Origin of the sequence: Methylobacterium trifolii (genome assembly GCF_022179685.1) — a bacterium.
Taxonomy (GTDB): Bacteria; Pseudomonadota; Alphaproteobacteria; order Rhizobiales; family Beijerinckiaceae; genus Methylobacterium; species Methylobacterium trifolii.
Map to the genome: position 1 here is coordinate 15,756 of NZ_BPRB01000082.1, position 15,777 is coordinate 31,532.

Consider the following 15,777-nt stretch of genomic DNA (forward strand, 5'->3'; position numbering starts at 1 on the left):
TTGCTTGGAGACCGTGAAGTTCTGTTAAGCAAGACGGGCGCGGTGGATTTCGCGCTGCGGCCGATCTCGGTCCAGGGTTAACGTTTCGTCGCCGCCGCGCGGCGACGGCACGGACGGCCAGACGCGAAAAAGCCCGGCCGCAAAGGCCGGGCTCGATCCGTCTTCGACGATGCGCGTAGGGTCAGGCGGCGGCGGCGACGCCGAGGGCCTTCACGCGAGCGGCGAGTCGCGAGACCTTCCGCGACGCATTGTTCTTGTGAACGATGCCGTGCTGGGCGGCCCGCATGATCTCGGGCTCGGCGTCGCGGAGCGCGCCGAGGGCGTTGGTCTGGTCGCCGGCGGCGATGGCCTCCTCGACCTTGCGGACGAAGGTGCGCATGCGGGAGCGGCGCGAGCGGTTGATCGCCGTGCGCTTGGCGATCTTGCGGGTCATTTTCTTGGCCGACACGGTGTTGGCCATGGGCATCCTCGTCTCGTCGGGCGATGCCGACGGGACCATGGGGTCCGGAGGTCGGTCAACGCGTTCAGGTTGTCGGGCAATCGCTAAGCCGACGGCGCACGTGGTGAACGCGGCGTCGCGGCGGAGGCGGCTCTCTAGCAACAGGGGGCCGCCGCGTCAACGCATCGTCACGAAAGCGCAGGATCGCGGGGGCTCAGTCTCCGCCGCCGCCGCCACATCCCCCGCAGCCGCCACCGCCACAGCCGGTGCCGTCGCCGCCTCCACCCCCGTCGCTGCCGCCGGACGCTCCGGAATGAGGCGCCTGAAGGTAGGCGAGGTACGACGCGTAGGCGGTTCCGGCCAGCACGCCCGCGCCTGCGACCGCGAAGGCGAAGAGCAGTTCCGTCTCGCGCGGCGCCCGGACGGCGCGGGCATGGCGGGCGCGGTAGGCGGCCAGAATCCGCCCGCCCTCGCGGCTGCGCCAGGGCGGGGGCCTGGAGAAGGCGAGCATCACCGTGCCGACCCCGATGAAGAGGGTCAGCACGACCAGGATGCCGACCGGCTTGTCGCGATGCAGCCCGACGACCAGCTTGGCCGCGCCGAAGAGCATGACGGCGACGGGCGGGAGCAGGAGCAGGGCGGTGAGCCGGGCCCGGTGCTGCGGGTCGAGGGCCAGCCCGCGGCCGGCGAGGCGGCGGCCGACCGGGCCGAGGCGCGACGCCACCGCCCTGGCGAGGTCCCGGCGACCGGCCGGCCCGGCGACGCAGCCGCGGAACGCCTCGAAATCCGGGGGCAGGGGGATACCCTCGGTCTGCGGCACGATGCGCCGGCTCGGGTGCTCGATCGCCGCGGCCCCGCGCGACAGCAGCAGAAGGGCGAACAGGTCGGCGACGCGGACCGGCCCGCCCGCGAGGTAGGCGAGGTCGACGAGACCCATGTCCTCGGGCGGGGCCGCCCCCCGCGCCGGCCGCGGGGTCCGGTTCACCCAGAGGCCGACGAGCCACGTCGCCAGCAGCGCCACGAGCGCGAGGCCGGAGAAGAGCGCGAGGAATTCCGGGCCGTTCCAGTCGAGGGGGTCGGCGGGAAGCGCGCGGGCCGGCTCCGGCGCGAAGGCGACGGCGAGGCCCGCGAGGACCACCCCGGCGCGCCAGGCGAGGCGCGGGCGCGGCAGCACCAGCACCCGCCCGGTGTCGACGGTGCGGTAGCGCGCGGCCCTGCGGAAGCGCGCCAGCGTACCGGGCCAGAAGGCCGGGTCCGGCGGGCCGAAATAGGCCTCGTAGCGGGCCAGCGTGCGCACGTACTGCTCGCGGTAGCGGGCCTGCTCGGCGGGGCCGCCCTGCGTCGGGTCGTGGTGCAGGGCGCCCCGGAGCACCTCCCGGCACCAGACCTCCCAATAGTCGCGGGAATAGGTGAGGTGGAGGTGCCAGACCGCATCCACTTCCTCGCTCGGCGTCGTCGGCCCGCCGCCGGTCATCGCCAGGAAGCAGAAGCGGCGGTATTCGCCGATGGCGGCCTCGGCCTGGGTGCGGGACCAGCCGATCTCGCGGGCGAGCCGCCCGGTGAAGTCGAGGACCTGGCCCGGCCGGGCGAAGGCATGGGCCTCGATCCGCGCGTGGAGCGCGGTCTCGTCGGCGGTCCAGGTCGCGCGTGCGATGGGCTGCATCGTCGCCTACTCCGTGGGGCCCCGCCTATAGCAGAATCCGGCCGCGGCCGCGATCCGGCCGGTCTTTCTCGGGTTGCGCCGATCCCGAGCCGAAGGCGGCCGGATGGCGGCCTTGCACGGCGCGACGGCGCGTGCTCTGGGACACGGCAGCCGGCCGCGGGCGGAGACACTGTCGATCCCACGGAATGCGGCGCAACTCACAGTATTCAGGCGTGCCGCCCGGATTCGACATCAATCCAGGAGGTCATCATGGCAGTGCGTGTGCTTGCTCTCGCGACGGTGGTCGCCCTCGGCCTGTCCGGCCTCGCCCAGGCGCAACGCGGCCCGGCGCCGGCGAGCGGGGGGGCAGCGACCCAGGCGGACCCGCGCCCCCAAGGCCGCAGCGAGGACTCCCGGCCCGAGGGATCGCGCGCCGAGCCCCGTGCGGAACGCGGAGAGCCCCGCGCCGAGCGATCGGAGCCCCGTGCCGAGCGCGCTCCCCGGGCCGAGCGTCCCCGCGCGCGGGCCGAGCGCCGGCCGCCGGACTACCGCTCGGCCCGCTACGGCGGCGGCCGGGGCGCGAGCTGGCGGACGGGGCAGGACGCCTACGGCTTCGCCGGCAGCTACGGCGGCTGCCGCTTCCGCGGCCATGCCGGGCCGAACGGCTACCGGCTCGACCGGAGCTGCTAAACCCGCGGCTTGATCCGACAGGCCCCGCCCCGGATGATGGGGCCGGGGTGCGGGAGGGGTCGGCGTGGCGTACAGGGTGAGCGAGACGGACGCCGCGCGCATCGCGCGCTATCGCCCGGCCTCGGGCATGGAGACACCCCGCTTCTCCGGGCTTCCGAGCTTCATGCGGCTGCCCGTGCTCGATCCGACGGCGGCCGCCGGCGCGATCGAGATCGGCCTCGTCGGCATCCCCTTCGACGGGGCGACCACCAACCGCCCCGGCGCGCGGCTGGGCCCGCGCTTCGTGCGCGAGGCCTCGACGGGCACGCGGATGGTCAACCACGCCACCGGCATCGCGCCCTACGATCTGGCCGCCTGCGCCGATCTCGGCGACGTGCCGGTCAACCCCGTGGACGTGGCCGAGACCTGCCGGCGCATCGAGGCCTTCCACGGCGCCCTGCGCGCGGGCGGCATCGTGCCCCTCTCGGTGGGGGGCGACCACCTCGTCACCTACCCCGTGCTGAAGGCGCTCGGCCGGGACCGGCCACTGGGCCTCGTCCACGTGGACGCCCATAGCGACACCGATGACAGCCAGTACGACGGCAGCCGGCTAACCCACGGCACCCCCTTCCGGCGGGCGGTGGAGGACGGGGTGCTCGACCCGCGCCGCTGCGTCCAGATCGGCATCCGCGGTAGCATGGACGCCGCCGACGAGCGCGACTGGGCCTGCTCGCAGGGCATCCGCATCGTCACCATGGAGGAGGCCGCCGCCCGCGGCCTGCCGGAGGTGGTCGCCGAGGCCCGCGCCATCGTGGGCGCAGGCCCGGCCTACCTCAGCTTCGACGTCGACGCCCTCGATCCCGCCTACGCGCCGGGCACCGGCACGCCGGAGATCGGCGGCTTCACCACGCGCGAGGCGCTCTACCTCCTGCGGGCCCTGCGCGGCCTCGACCTCGTGGGCGCCGACCTCGTGGAGGTGGCCCCGCCGCTCGACCCCTCCGGCCTCACGGCGCTGACGGGGGGCCAGATTCTGTTCGAGATCCTCTGCCTCCTGGCCGACGCGGTGGCCGCACGCCGCCCTTGACCCCGGCCCCTCCGGCGCGGAGCTTGCGCCGCGATTCGCAGACCATAGGGCAGGGGACGGCCATGACCGGGACGCCGGAGATCGAGTTCTACCATGCACCCAACACCCGCTCCTCGGGGGTGCGGGTGCTGCTGGAGGAACTGCATGCGCCTCACACGCTGCACGTCCTCAACATGAAGGCGGGGGAGCAGGCCTCCGAGGCCTATCGCGCCGTCAACCCGATGGGGAAGGTGCCCGCGATCCGGCACGGGGCGGCGCTCGTGACCGAGCAGCCGGCGGTCTACCTCTACCTTGCCGACCTGTTCCCCCAGGCCGGCCTCGCCCCGGCCCTGAACGATCCGTTGCGCGGCCCGTACCTGCGCTGGATGGTGTTCTACGGGTCCTGCTTCGAGCCGGCGGTGATCGACCGGGCGATGAAGCGCGATCCGGGCGCGCGGGCGATGTCGGCCTATGGCGACTTCGACACGGTGCTGGCGCAGGTGGTCGCGGCGCTGACCCCCGGCCCCTACTTGCTGGGCGAGCGCTTCAGCGCCGCCGACGTGCTCTGGGGCTCGGCGCTCGGCTGGACCATCGGCTTCGGACTGGTGCCGCCTGAACCGGCGCTCACGGCCTACGTCGCGCGCATCCGCGAGCGCCCGGCCTTCCAGACGATGACCGCGGACGACGCGCGGCTGGCCGCCGAGCACGAGGCCGCAGCAGCCACCTGAGCCCCCCGCCTCAGGCCGCCTCCCAGCGCCCGGTGCGCTCGAGCTGCGGTGCGGCGTCGAGGAAGCGCCAGCGGAAGGGGACGGCCCCGCGCCGCCGCCAGCCGCCCGCGACGTGGAAGCGCCAGGAGCGCTGTGCCCCCTCGAAGCCGGCGGCTTCCGTCCCGGTCCAGTCGATCTCGGTGGTGCCCTGGAGGCTCAGCAGGTCGCCCCGCTCGAAATCCACCAAGAGCAGGGCGGCGCGGGGCTCGCCCAGGAGGTTGCCAAGCGTGTTGAAGTAGCGGTTGCCGCGGAAGTCCGGCACCGTCAGCGTGTCGCCCGCCACCCGGACGAAGCCGGGCCGGCCGCCGCGATGGGAGATGTCCGCCCCCCCGGCCGGGCCGATCCCCGCCCGCGCGCGGCTGGCCACGAACAGGGTGTCGGCCGCCGCGATCAGGCCGCGCGCCTCGGGATCGAGGCCGGAGAGGATCTCGGTCTGTCCGGCTTCGCGCGGCATGGGCGCGATGGTGCGGCGCTGGATATACTGCGGGCAGTTCCCGAAGCTCTGGTCGACCGCCAGCGTGAACCCGCCCGCATCGTGCCCGACGATCCGCCCGTTGGCGCGGTTGCGCCGCCGGGTGGCGAGGTCGAGGCCGAGGATGCCGACCTCGGCACCCGCCTGGAGATGGCTTGCCGCCGGGTCGCCCGGCGACGGGCGAGCCTCGACACGCAGGTGGCCCGGATCGGGGGCGTGCACGAAGCCGGGGCTTCCGGTCAGCATCGTCGCCACCGGGGCGCCGGCCGCGTCGGTGCCGCCGACGAAGAGGTAGGACAGGCCCGCGAAGAAGTCGCGGTGCTGGTCGGGCATCACCGGGCGGATGGCGCCGATGGCCCCGAGGACGTGGCCGGCGCGCGCTTGCGCCGCCACCTCGTCGGCGTGGAAAGGTGAGGTGTCCATCGCCGCCGCCCTCACGCCGCATCGGGGATAGGGGAGCGGGGCATCGCGAGAAAGCGCGGCAGCGCCTCGATCCGCTGCAGCCAGGCCCGGACCGCCGGGTAGGGCGCCAGGGACACCCCGCCCTCGGGGGCATGCGCCACGTAGGAATAGCAGGCGAGGTCGGCGACGGTCGGCCGGTCGGCCGTTAGAAAGGCATGCCCGGCGAGGTGGTCGTCCATGAAACGCAGGACGCGCTCCGACAGGGCGTGCGCCGCATCCCGGCTGCCCGCGGCGCCGAACAGGACCATCATACGCGCCTGCGCCGGGCCGTGCCGTACCTCGCCCGCGGCCACCGAGAGCCAGCGCTGGACCTGCGCGGCAGCCAGCGGGTCCCGTGGGAGCCAACCGCCCTCCGGGTCGTAGCGGCCGGCGAGGTAGACCAGGATGGCGTTGCTGTCGGCGATCACGTGCTCGCCATCCTCCAGCACCGGGATCTGTCCGAGGGGGTTGAGCCGGCGGAATTCTTGGGATGCGCGCACCTCCGCCCCGGCCTCGACGAAGCGGTAGGGCAGGCCGAGCAGCACCAAGAGGAGTTCGGCCCGGTGCGAATGGCCCGAGAGCCGGAGGCCGTGGAAGACGAGGGTCGAGGCGGTCATGGCGTGTCTCCGATCTGAGACGAAGATATCGCCCTTGCGGGCTCGCGCCGAAATCCGGCATCCTGGAAACTCAGACTTTCACTTTGCGCAACGATGCTGCGGAGGTCGCCCCGATGGACCGGCTGGACGAGTTGGCCTTCTTCGTCGCCATCGTCGACCGGGGCAGCCTCGTCGGTGCGGCCCGGCGGCTGCGACGCTCGGGCGCCGCCGCGACGCGGGCGCTCGCGGCGCTGGAGGAGCGGGTGGGCGCGCGGCTGATCGAGCGCTCGACCCGGCGCCTGTCGCCGACGCAGGCGGGCCTGGATCTGGCCGAGCGGGCGCGGGTCGTCCTGGCCGACTACGAGGCGCTGGTGACGGGGGTGGCGGGCGCCGCGGTGCGGGGCCTCGTGCGGGTCACGGCGCCGGTCCTGTTCGGGCGCCGGCACATGGCGCCGGTGGTGGCGAGCTTCCTCGACGCCTATCCCGAGGCGCAGGTCGACCTCGTGCTGGCCGACCGGAACCTCGACCTGATCGAGGAGGGCATCGACGTGGCCCTGCGGATCGGCCGGCTCTCGGAATCGAGGCTGATGGTCCGCCGCGTCGGGCAGGTGCGGGAGGTGGTGGTGGCGAGCCCGGACTATCTCGCCGCGCGGGGCAGGCCGGAGACGCCCGCGGACTTGGCCGCCCACGACACCATCGTCGGCACCCTGCGCACGGCCGCCCGCGAGTGGCGCTTCGGCGCCCGCGAGAGCGTGCGGCTGTCCCCGCGGCTGACCGTCAACGAGGTCGAGGCGGGCCTCGTCGCGGCGCGGGCCGGACGGGGTATCGCGCGGGTGCTGTCCTATCAGGCGGCCGAGGACGTCGCGGCGGGCCGCCTCGTGCGGCTGCTGGCCGCCTACGAGCCGGCCCCGATCCCGGTGCAGCTCGTGGCGCCGAGCGCCGGCCACCGCCCGGCCCGGACGGAGGCCTTCCTCGACCACGCCGCCGCGGCGCTGCGGGCCTTGCCCGTGATCCACATTGAGGCCTGACCGGCCGCCCTATCCGGCGACGAGCCCCGCCAGATGCGCCACGAGGCGGCGGGCGACCTCGTCCTTGTCCAGCGTCGGCCAGGTCTCGACGGACCCGTCGCGGGCGATCAGGTGGACGGTGTTGCGGCTGCCGCCCATCACCCCGCCGGCCGGCGAGACGTCGTTGGCCACGATCAGGTCGCAGCCCTTTTTCGCGATCTTTTTCCGGGCGTGGTCGAGGACGTTGTCCGTCTCGGCCGCAAACCCCACGACGAGGGGCGGGCGGCCTTGGGCCAGCCCAGCGACGGTCGCCAGAATGTCCGGGTTCTCGACCAGCGCCAGGGGGGCGGGCGCCTCTCCGTCCTTCTTGATCTTGGACTCCCGCTCGGTGGCCGGGCGCCAGTCGCCGACGGCGGCGGCGAAGATCGCGATGTCGGCTGGCAGCGCCGCCTCCACCGCCGCCAGCATCTCGCGGGCGGTCTCGACGCGCACCGTCGTCACGCCGATGGGATCGGGGATCGCCACCGGCCCCGAGACCAGGGTGACGGAAGCGCCCGCCGCCGCAGCGGCCGCCGCGATGGCGTGGCCCTGGCGGCCCGAGGAGCGGTTGGCGAGGTAGCGCACCGGATCAATCGGCTCGTGCGTCGGGCCGGAGGTGACGAGCACCCGACGGCCCGCGAGGGCGCCCGCCGCGGACGGCGTCCGGCCGGCGAGGAAGCCGAAACCCGCGGGCTTATCCGCCGCATCGCGCAGCATCGCCTCGAGCGCGCCGGCGATCTCGGCCGGCTCGGCCATCCGGCCGGGGCCGGTCTCGGCCTCGGCCATCGCGCCGTCGTTGGGGCCGACCACGCGGACGCCGTCGCCCTGGAGCGTCGCGAGGTTTCTCCGGGTGGCCGGGTGGGCCCACATCGCCACGTTCATCGCGGGCGCGATCAGGATGGGCAGAGTGGTGGCGAGCAGCACCGTGCCGGCCAGATCCGGGGCGTGGCCAGTGGCCATCCGCGCCATCAGGTTGGCGGTGGCGGGCGCCACCACCACCGCGTCGGCTTGGCGGGCCAGCTTGATGTGGCCGATGTCGGCCTCCTCCGCCCGGTCGAACAGGTCGGTGTGGGCGCGCTCGCCGGCGAGCGCCGCGGCGGCCAGCGGCGTCACGAATTCCTGCGCGCCCTTCGTCAGCAGCGGGCAGACGGAGGCGCCGCGCTCGCGCAGGCGCCGGATCAGGTCGAGGGCCTTGTAGGCGGCAATGCCCCCGCCGACGACCAGGAGGACGCGGCGGCCGGCGAGCGTCTTCGTCATGACCCTATCCCATCGCGCGCTTGACGAAGCGGTCGTCGAAGGTGGTGCCGAGGTCGATCGTGGCGCCCTGGAGTTCCGGGTCGAGGGTGCGCACGAGGTCGAGGACGCTGGCCATGCCCTCCTGCGTCGGGATGCCGGTGCGGGAATAGCTCTCGAGCGAATTCCTCACCGCCGTGAGGTAGAGGGCCCGGTCGCCGAAATGGTAGGCGGCGGGCACCGTATCGGCGATCTCCTCAGGGCTGGCGGCAGCGAGCCATTTCAAGGCCTTGGCGAAAGCGTTGACCACCTTCTGGGTGCCGGCGGCGTGGCGCTCGATCCAGTCCTGCTTGGTGTAGACGACGGCCGCTGGGTTGGGGCCGCCGAACAGCGCCCGCGTGCCGGCCTCGGTGCGGGTGTCCACCAGCACGGCGATGTCCCCGTCCGTCTCCAGCTTGGCAATCACCGGGTCGAGATGGGAGATCGCGTCGATCTCGCCCTTCTTCATCGCGGCGATGGCGCCTGCGCCGCCGCCGATGCCGATCAGGGCTGCGTCGCTGGCTTTCAGCCCGGCCTTGAGCATCGCGTATTGCACGGCCAGCGCCGTGGAGGAGCCCGGGGCGGTGACGCCGATCTTGCGGCCCTTGAAGTCGGCGACGGACTTCAGCGTGCCGGCCAGATCCTTGCGCACCCCGATGACGATGGCCGGGAGCCGGCCGAGTTCGCACACGGCCCGCACGTCCTGGCCCTTGGCCTGCATCCGGATCGTGTGCTCGTAGGCCCCCGTGACCACGTCCACGGAGCCGCCGATCAGGGCCTGGAGGGAGCGGGCTCCCCCGCCGAAATCGTTGATCTCGGCCTCGATCCCCTCGGCCGCGAAGAAGCCCTTCCGCTCGGCGATGGTGAGCGGCAGGTAGTAGAGCAGGGGCTTTCCGCCGACCCCGATGCGGACCTTCACGCTCTCGGCGCGGGCGGGGGCGAGCCCACCGAGGGCGAGGCTTGCGGCCGTGCCGGCCAGGAATCTGCGGCGTTCCATGGGCTGGTCCTCTCAGGTCCGGGCGCTGCCGGCCTGGGGGCGCCAGACCAGGAGGCGATTCTCGATCAGGGTGACGAGGGTGTCGATCACGAGCACGAACACGGTGAGGATCAGCATCCCGGAAAAGACCCCGGTGACGTCGAACACGCTCTCGGCCTCGTGGATCTTGTAGCCGAGCCCCGCCGACGAGCCGAGATACTCCCCCACCACCGCGCCGACCAGGGCGAAGCCCACCGCCGTGTGCAGGGAGGAGAACATCCAGGTCAGCGCCGAGGGCCAGTAGACGTGCCGCAGCAGGCCGCGCTCGTTCATGCCCAACATCCGGGCGTTGTCGAGCACTACCGGGCTGACCTCGCGCACGCCCTGGAAGATGTTGAAGAACACGATGAAGAACACCAGCGTGAAGCCGAGCGCGACCTTCGACCAGATGCCCAGCCCGAACCAGAGGGCGAAGATCGGCGCCAGCACCACGCGGGGCAGGGCGTTGGCGGCCTTGATGTAGGGGTCGAACACGGCGGCCAGCAGCCGGTTGCGGGCGAACAGGAAGCCGAAGGCGATGCCGCCGGCCGCCCCGAACACGAAGGCGAGCACGGTCTCCTGGAGCGTGATCCAGAGGTGGCCCCAGATCTCCGGCCCGGTGATCTCGGCCCAGGTCCGGGCCAGCACGTCCACGGGCGTCGAGAAGAAGAACTGGATCTGCTTGGGGGCGCCGAGGATCGGGTAGACGGTGAGCACGTGCCAGATCGCGAAGCCCGCGAGCCCGACGAGGATCTGGAGGGCGAGGAGGCCGAGGCGGTTCACGGGCGGGTCTCCGATGGGGGGAGGGCAGTGTGCCCGGTCACGCCGGACCGTCCGCGTAGGCGCGGGAGACCTCGACCCGCAGGCAGGTCCAGATCTGCTGGTAGAGGGCGTGGAACTGGGGATCGAGGCGGATCTCGCTGGTGTCGCGGGGGCGGGCCAGGGGTACGGGGTAGCAGCCGACGATGCGGGCCGCAGGACCGGCCGAGAGCACGATCACCCGGTCGGAAAGGGCGATCGCCTCCTCCAGGTCGTGGGTGACGAAGATCACCGCCTTGCGGTCGGCCGCCCACAGGTCCAGCAGCAGGTTGCCCATGATCTGCCGGGTCTGCGCATCGAGCGGCCCGAAGGGCTCGTCCATCAGCAGTATCTCGGGATCGCGGATCAGCATCTGGGCGAGCGCCACGCGCTTGCGCTGGCCGCCCGATAGCATGTGCGGGTAGCGGTCGGAGAAGTTCGCCAGCCCGACGCGGGCGAGCCAGTCGCGGGCCCGGGACAGGGCTTCGGCGCGGCGCACGCCCTGCGGCTCCAGGGCGACCGCGATGTTGTCGAGCGCCGTCTTCCACGGCATCAGGGCGTCGGCCTGGAAGAGGTAGCCGGCCCGGCCGTTGAGGCCCTGGAGCGGCGTGCCGAACACCGTGACGCGCCCGTCGGCGGGCCTCAAGAGGCCGGCCGCCGCGTTGAGGAGCGTGGACTTGCCCGAGCCCGTGGGGCCGACCACGGCCACGAACTCCCCCGGCTCGACCGCGAGGTCGATCCCCTCCACCGCCACGTAGCGCCGGCCGCCCTTGAGGGCGAAGGCGATGGCGACCGCCTCCAGGCGCACCGCGTCGGCGGCCGAATCGTGCTGGCCCAAGCCCTGCCGGCTCATGCCCTTCCTCCCGTGCCCGCGTTCCGCGGGTCCTCTTTTCTCGATCTTACCGGAACGCCATCACGAGCGCACCGATGGCGATGGCCCACAGGGCCAGGGTCTGCCAGACCGCCCAGCGGCGCTCGTTGCGGGCGAAGCGCTCAAGGCGGTGGGCGTCGCCGGTGCCGGCCTCGTCGAGGCGCACCAGCACGCGCTTGAGGCGCAGCGCCAGATCCGGCACGTCGGCGACCACGTCGGCGATGGTGCGCAGGGCCTCGGCCCCGCTCTCGATCCGGCCCACCGGCCCGAGGTTTCGGGTGATCCAGGTGCGCACCACCGGCTCGGCCGTGGTCCACATGTCGAGCCGCGGATCGAGCGAGCGGGCGACGCCCTCCACCACCACCATGGTCTTCTGGAGCATCACCAACTCGGTCCGCGTGCTCATGTCGAACAGGGCGGTGATGTCGAAGAGCAGGGTCAGAACCTTGGCCATCGAGATCTCGTCGGCCCGGCGCTGGTGGATCGGCTCGCCGATGGCGCGGATGGCCTGGGCGAAGTCCTCGACCGAGTGGTGGGCCGGCACGTAGCCGGCATCGAAATGCACCTGCGCCACCCGGCGGTAGTCGCGCATGATGAAGCCCAGCAGGATCTCGGCCAGGAACCGCCGCTCCTTGGCGCCGAGCCGGCCCATGATGCCGAAATCGACCGCCACCAGCCGCCCCTGCGCGTCCACGAACAGGTTCCCCTGGTGCATGTCGGCGTGGAAGAAGCCGTCGCGGATGGCTTGGCGCAAGAAACTCTGGATCACGCTGCGGCCGACCGCCTGCGGGTCGTGGCCGGCGGCCACGATCTCGTCGCGGCTGTGCAGGCGGGTGCCGTCGATCCACTCGGCCGAGAGCACGTCGCGGGCGGTGAGTTCCCATTCGGGCCTGGGCACCCGGAAGTCGGCATCGTCCGCGGTGTTCTGGGCGAGTTCGGAGGCGGCGGCCGCCTCCAGGCGGAAATCCATCTCCATCGTCACGGAGCGGGCCAGGATCTCCACCACCTCCCGCGGGCGCAGGCGCTCGGCCTGGGGCGAGAGGGCGTGCACCACGCCGGCCATGAAGCGCATCACCTGGAGGTCGCGCTGAAAACGCTCGCGCACGCCCGGCCGCATGACCTTGACGGCAAGCTGGCGCTGCGTGCCGTCCGGGTCCATCACGACGGCCTCGTGGACCTGCGCGATCGAGGCCGCGGCCACCGGCTCACTGAACGAGACGAAGAGCTCGCGGATGGACTTGCCGAAGGCGGCCTCTACCACCCGGATCGCCGTGCCTTGCGGGAACGGCGGCACCCGGTCCTGGAGCTTCTCCAGGTCGAGGGCGGCACTCATGCCGACGATGTCGGGCCGGGTCGCCAGGAACTGACCGAACTTGACGTAGGAAGGCCCGAGGCGGGTCAGAGCCGTCGAGAGCCGGGCGGCGCCGGCCCCAAGCCCTGGCCGCTCCAGCATCCGGCCGAGGCGCAGGGCGAGGCGCAGGTGCGGCGGCATGTCGGTGGGGTCGGCCAGCGCCAGCGCACCCTCGCGGGCCAGGACGAAGCCGACATGGGCCCCCCGGAGGAGGTTGACGAGGGCGCCGATCACGGGTGGGCGGCCGGGACCGGGATCACGAGATCTTCCAGCCGGAATGGATCGCGACGATGCCCCCCGACAGGGCCCGGTGGGTGACGTGGCGGAATCCCGCCCGCTCGATCATCCCGGCAAACGCCCCCCGCGTCGGGAACTTGCGGATCGACTCGACGAGGTAGCGGTAGGATTCGGCGTCGCCCGCCACCCGCGCCCCGAGGCGCGGGATGACGTGGAAAGAATAGGCGTCGTAGATCTTGTCCAGCACCGGCAGGTCGACGTTGGAGAATTCCAGGCACAGGAAGCGCCCGCCGGGCTTGAGCACGCGCCGGGCCTCGGACAGCGCCAAGTCGATGCGCGGCACGTTCCGGATGCCGAAGGCGATGGTGTAGGCGTCGAACGCGGCATCCGGCAGGGGCAGGGTCTCGGCATTACCGGTGACGAAGGCGATGCGCTCCCCGAAGCGCTGTCCTGCGCGCTCGGAGCCGACCCGCAGCATCGCCTCGTTGACGTCGAGCACCGTGACCCGGGTGCGCTCACCGCCGGCGTCGAGGACGCGGAAGGCCACGTCGCCGGTGCCGCCGGCCACGTCCAGGTGGTGGAACGGCCGCCCCTGGGGCGGGCGCAGCATGGCGATGAGTTGCGCCTTCCAGGCTCGATGCAGGCCCGCCGACATCAGGTCGTTCATCAGGTCGTAGCGCTTGGCTACGGAACGGAACACGTCGTCCACGCGCGCCTGCTTCTCGGCGAGCGCCACACGCTCGAAGCCGAAATCCGTGGTGCCGTCCTCGCTCGCGTGTCCGCCGGCCTTCATGACGCCCCTGGTCCCATCCCTGCGCGCGTCATAGCGAAGCCGACCCGAAACCGCCATGCGTCGAAAGACGCGGAGGCCCCAGGCCCACCGCCATTGTCTCGCATCGCGCAGGCGCCGATATCGGTCTCCCCGCAACGCGACGACACCAAAAAGAGATGCCGGAGCTTCCCGAGGTCGAGACCGTGCGCCGGGGGCTGGCGCCCGCTCTGGTCGGCGCCCGCTTCAGCCGCGTCACCCTGCGGCGGCCGGACCTGCGCTTCCCCTTCCCCGCGCGCTTCGCGCAGCGCCTGGAAGGCCGGGCTGTGACGGACCTGTCGCGCCGGGCGAAGTACCTGACGGCCGGGCTCGATTCCGGCGAAACCCTGATCATGCATCTTGGCATGAGCGGGCGCTTCGACGTGGCCCTGCCCGATGGGCGCAACCTCTCGCCCGGCGACTTCTACCTGGAGGGGGCGCTCGAGACGCCCAAGCACGACCACGTGGTGATGGCGATGGGGAACGGGGCCACCGTCACCTACAACGACGTGCGCCGCTTCGGATTCATGGACCTCGTGCCGACCGAGAGGCTCTCCGCCTGCCGCCACTTCGCGCGCATGGGGATCGAGCCCCTCGACGCGGGGCTCACCGGCGAGGCGGTCGCCAGACTGTTCCGGGGCAAGGTCACGCCGCTCAAAGCCGCGCTCCTCGATCAGCGCCTGATCGCGGGCCTGGGCAACATCTACGTCTGCGAGGCCCTGCACCGGGCGGGCCTCCACCCGGAGATTCCGGCAGGCGCCCTGGCCAAGCCGGACGGACAGCCGACGCCCAAGGCCCGGTTGCTGGCGAAAACGATCGGGCAGGTGCTCACGGAGGCGGTGGCCGCCGGCGGTTCGACCCTGCGCGACTATGCTCACACGGACGGCAGCGCGGGGGCGTTCCAGCACGCCTTCCGGGTCTACGACCGGGTCGGGCAGCCCTGCCGGACCAGGGGGTGCGGGGGCCGGATCGCGCGGATGGTGCAGTCGGGCCGCTCGACCTTCTACTGCGCCGACTGCCAGCCGGCGCAGGTCCCTGGTCCGATTCAGCGAAGCTGACGCTCTTGGCGCGTCGGCGTCAGAGGTTCAGCAGGATGCCGGCGGAGCCGACCACCGTCATGACGAGCCCGCAAGCGAAGGCGCCGATCATCGCGTAGGTGAAGGTCTTCATGGCAATCATGTCCTCTCTCGAAATCCGGATCAGCAGCGGTAGCCACCCGAGGTCTGGCCGTACTGCTTGACCGGGCGCGTCTGCTGGTTGGCGTTGCCTTCGCTGGCCGAACTCGCCACGCAGCGGTCGTAGAACGGGCCGTAATGCACGCCGAGCGAACCCGTGGTCAGGCCGTCGTAGGGGGAAGCCGGCAGGACGAAGTCGACGGAGCCGCGGGGGCCGTAGGCCAGGGCGGAGGTGGCGGGCACGGACAGGGCGATGAAGGCGGCGGCGACGGCGGCGATACGGGTCTTCATGAGAGGTCTGGGGTTCCTTGGTTCACGGCGGGCTCCGGGAGGGAGCGCCTGTTCGTCCCGTGTGAATTGAATATGGGCACGCCGATGCCGCCGTGACGTGCCGGGGCGCACCGGCCATCCGGGAACAAACACGCAGCGCGGCCGTGGCGACGGTGTGTTCCGCGAAGGCCCGGTCACGCCGTGACGGAGAGCGCCCGCAGGCAGCGCGCGATCACCGCGCCCTCGCCGGGATGCGAGGGCGCGGCCGCACGGCGTGCCACCCACTCGGCCACGTCCGCCTCGCAGGCGCGGGCGAAGGCGGCGCCGTCCCAGTGGGCGGCGAGGTCGATGCCGGCATGCGCGAACCCGGCAAGGCAGCGCGCCCCGTCCAGCACCGAGATCCCCGTGGGCAGGTGCGGCTCGCCGTTCGGGCGCAGGCCGTGGACGAATCCGCGCAGGGCATCTAGGTAACGGAGTTCGCGCACCCGCGGCGCCAGGGAGGCCGCCGCCATCCGCAAGCTCGGCCGCCGGACCAGCACCGTCACGGACGCCTCGACGTGGCCGAGCAGCTGGAGGGCGTGCAGGGCCGAGCCCTCCGCGAAGACCAGGTGCCGAGCCCGCCGGTAGAGGGCGCATTGCTCGGCGAGCGATAGGCCCTCCGGATGGACCACGCGCAGGCCCGCCGCCGCCAAGGCGGCATCGAGATAGCCCTCGCCGGCGAAGCGCCCGTGCGGCAGCCGGGAGCGCGAGACGTAGATCGCGGGCAGGTCGCGCTCGGGCGGGGGGCCGACGATGTCGTCCATCAGGGCGAGGTGCCGGCGGCTCGGGCCGCCGCCGACGAGGCG

At 72.7% G+C, this 15,777-nt stretch carries 17 protein-coding genes; 5 read left to right on the top strand and 12 right to left on the bottom strand.

All coding sequences use genetic code 11. The annotated features are described in order from the left end of the window. Positions 1-181 precede the first annotated feature (181 nt). Complete coding sequence (gene rpsT, locus COGEMETH_RS08060; RefSeq protein WP_238182086.1) at positions 182-460, bottom strand: 30S ribosomal protein S20; 279 nt, start codon at positions 458-460, stop codon at positions 182-184. A gap of 193 nt (positions 461-653) precedes the next feature. Further along, complete coding sequence (locus COGEMETH_RS08065) at positions 654-2,102, bottom strand: TIGR04222 domain-containing membrane protein (RefSeq protein ID WP_238182087.1); 1,449 nt, start codon at positions 2,100-2,102, stop codon at positions 654-656. 249 nt (positions 2,103-2,351) lie between these two features. On the opposite strand from COGEMETH_RS08065, the gene COGEMETH_RS08070 reads away from it, so the two are divergent. The 3 genes from COGEMETH_RS08070 to COGEMETH_RS08080 all read left to right on the top strand — a co-directional run bounded on the left by COGEMETH_RS08070 (position 2,352) and on the right by COGEMETH_RS08080 (position 4,541). Continuing rightward, on the top strand, positions 2,352-2,771 hold the full coding sequence (locus tag COGEMETH_RS08070; protein WP_238182088.1) for a translation initiation factor IF-2: 420 nt from the start codon (positions 2,352-2,354) through the stop codon (positions 2,769-2,771). Between the two features lie 127 nt (positions 2,772-2,898). Then, positions 2,899-3,834, top strand: a complete 936-nt coding sequence (gene speB, locus COGEMETH_RS08075; protein WP_238182102.1) for an agmatinase — start codon at positions 2,899-2,901, stop codon at positions 3,832-3,834. A 62-nt stretch (positions 3,835-3,896) separates the two neighbouring features. Next, complete coding sequence (locus COGEMETH_RS08080; protein WP_238182089.1) at positions 3,897-4,541, top strand: glutathione S-transferase family protein; 645 nt, start codon at positions 3,897-3,899, stop codon at positions 4,539-4,541. A 10-nt stretch (positions 4,542-4,551) separates the two neighbouring features. Here the strand turns inward: COGEMETH_RS08080 and COGEMETH_RS08085 are convergent, their stop codons facing one another. Together COGEMETH_RS08085 and COGEMETH_RS08090 are read right to left on the bottom strand one after the other, a co-directional pair. Then, positions 4,552-5,475 carry a pyridoxamine 5'-phosphate oxidase family protein gene (locus COGEMETH_RS08085; RefSeq protein ID WP_238182090.1) on the bottom strand — a complete coding sequence of 308 codons (924 nt, stop codon included), beginning with the start codon at positions 5,473-5,475 and terminating at the stop codon, positions 4,552-4,554. 11 nt (positions 5,476-5,486) lie between these two features. Next, complete coding sequence (locus tag COGEMETH_RS08090) at positions 5,487-6,110, bottom strand: glutathione S-transferase (protein WP_238182091.1); 624 nt, start codon at positions 6,108-6,110, stop codon at positions 5,487-5,489. A 113-nt stretch (positions 6,111-6,223) separates the two neighbouring features. Between COGEMETH_RS08090 and COGEMETH_RS08095 the strand changes: the two genes are divergently transcribed. After that, positions 6,224-7,117 (top strand): LysR family transcriptional regulator, encoded by an 894-nt coding sequence (locus tag COGEMETH_RS08095; protein ID WP_238182092.1) that lies wholly within the window; start codon positions 6,224-6,226, stop codon positions 7,115-7,117. Positions 7,118-7,126: 9 nt separating this feature from the next. On the opposite strand, the gene coaBC is transcribed toward COGEMETH_RS08095, so the two are convergent. The 6 genes from coaBC to ubiE are packed head-to-tail and all read right to left on the bottom strand — an operon-like array spanning position 7,127 to position 13,472. Beyond that, on the bottom strand, positions 7,127-8,392 hold the full coding sequence (coaBC, locus tag COGEMETH_RS08100; RefSeq protein WP_238182093.1) for a bifunctional phosphopantothenoylcysteine decarboxylase/phosphopantothenate--cysteine ligase CoaBC: 1,266 nt from the start codon (positions 8,390-8,392) through the stop codon (positions 7,127-7,129). Positions 8,393-8,396: 4 nt separating this feature from the next. Further along, positions 8,397-9,404 (bottom strand): ABC transporter substrate-binding protein, encoded by a 1,008-nt coding sequence (locus COGEMETH_RS08105; RefSeq protein WP_238182094.1) that lies wholly within the window; start codon positions 9,402-9,404, stop codon positions 8,397-8,399. 12 nt (positions 9,405-9,416) lie between these two features. Next, positions 9,417-10,205, bottom strand: coding sequence for an ABC transporter permease (locus tag COGEMETH_RS08110; RefSeq protein WP_238182095.1), 789 nt, complete (start codon positions 10,203-10,205; stop codon positions 9,417-9,419). 37 nt (positions 10,206-10,242) lie between these two features. Beyond that, complete coding sequence (locus tag COGEMETH_RS08115) at positions 10,243-11,073, bottom strand: ABC transporter ATP-binding protein (protein WP_238182096.1); 831 nt, start codon at positions 11,071-11,073, stop codon at positions 10,243-10,245. A gap of 46 nt (positions 11,074-11,119) precedes the next feature. Continuing rightward, complete coding sequence (gene ubiB, locus COGEMETH_RS08120; RefSeq protein WP_238182097.1) at positions 11,120-12,676, bottom strand: 2-polyprenylphenol 6-hydroxylase; 1,557 nt, start codon at positions 12,674-12,676, stop codon at positions 11,120-11,122. Between the two features lie 22 nt (positions 12,677-12,698). Next, positions 12,699-13,472: a bifunctional demethylmenaquinone methyltransferase/2-methoxy-6-polyprenyl-1,4-benzoquinol methylase UbiE gene (gene ubiE / locus COGEMETH_RS08125; RefSeq protein WP_238182098.1), complete on the bottom strand. Its 774-nt coding sequence runs from the start codon at positions 13,470-13,472 to the stop codon at positions 12,699-12,701. Positions 13,473-13,627: 155 nt separating this feature from the next. Here ubiE and mutM point away from each other — a divergent pair, with 155 nt between their 5' ends. Further along, the gene (gene mutM, locus COGEMETH_RS08130; protein ID WP_238182099.1) at positions 13,628-14,545 is read left to right on the top strand and encodes a bifunctional DNA-formamidopyrimidine glycosylase/DNA-(apurinic or apyrimidinic site) lyase; all 918 of its coding nucleotides are present in this window, start codon (positions 13,628-13,630) and stop codon (positions 14,543-14,545) included. A gap of 141 nt (positions 14,546-14,686) precedes the next feature. Here mutM and COGEMETH_RS08135 read toward each other — a convergent pair whose 3' ends face one another. Both COGEMETH_RS08135 and COGEMETH_RS08140 read right to left on the bottom strand, forming a co-directional pair. Next, entirely contained in the window at positions 14,687-14,953 is a 267-nt protein-coding gene (locus COGEMETH_RS08135; protein ID WP_238182100.1) for a hypothetical protein, read from the bottom strand. A 173-nt stretch (positions 14,954-15,126) separates the two neighbouring features. After that, positions 15,127-15,777 (bottom strand): glycosyltransferase 61 family protein (locus COGEMETH_RS08140; protein ID WP_238182101.1); only part of this gene is annotated, 651 nt, incomplete at its 5' end.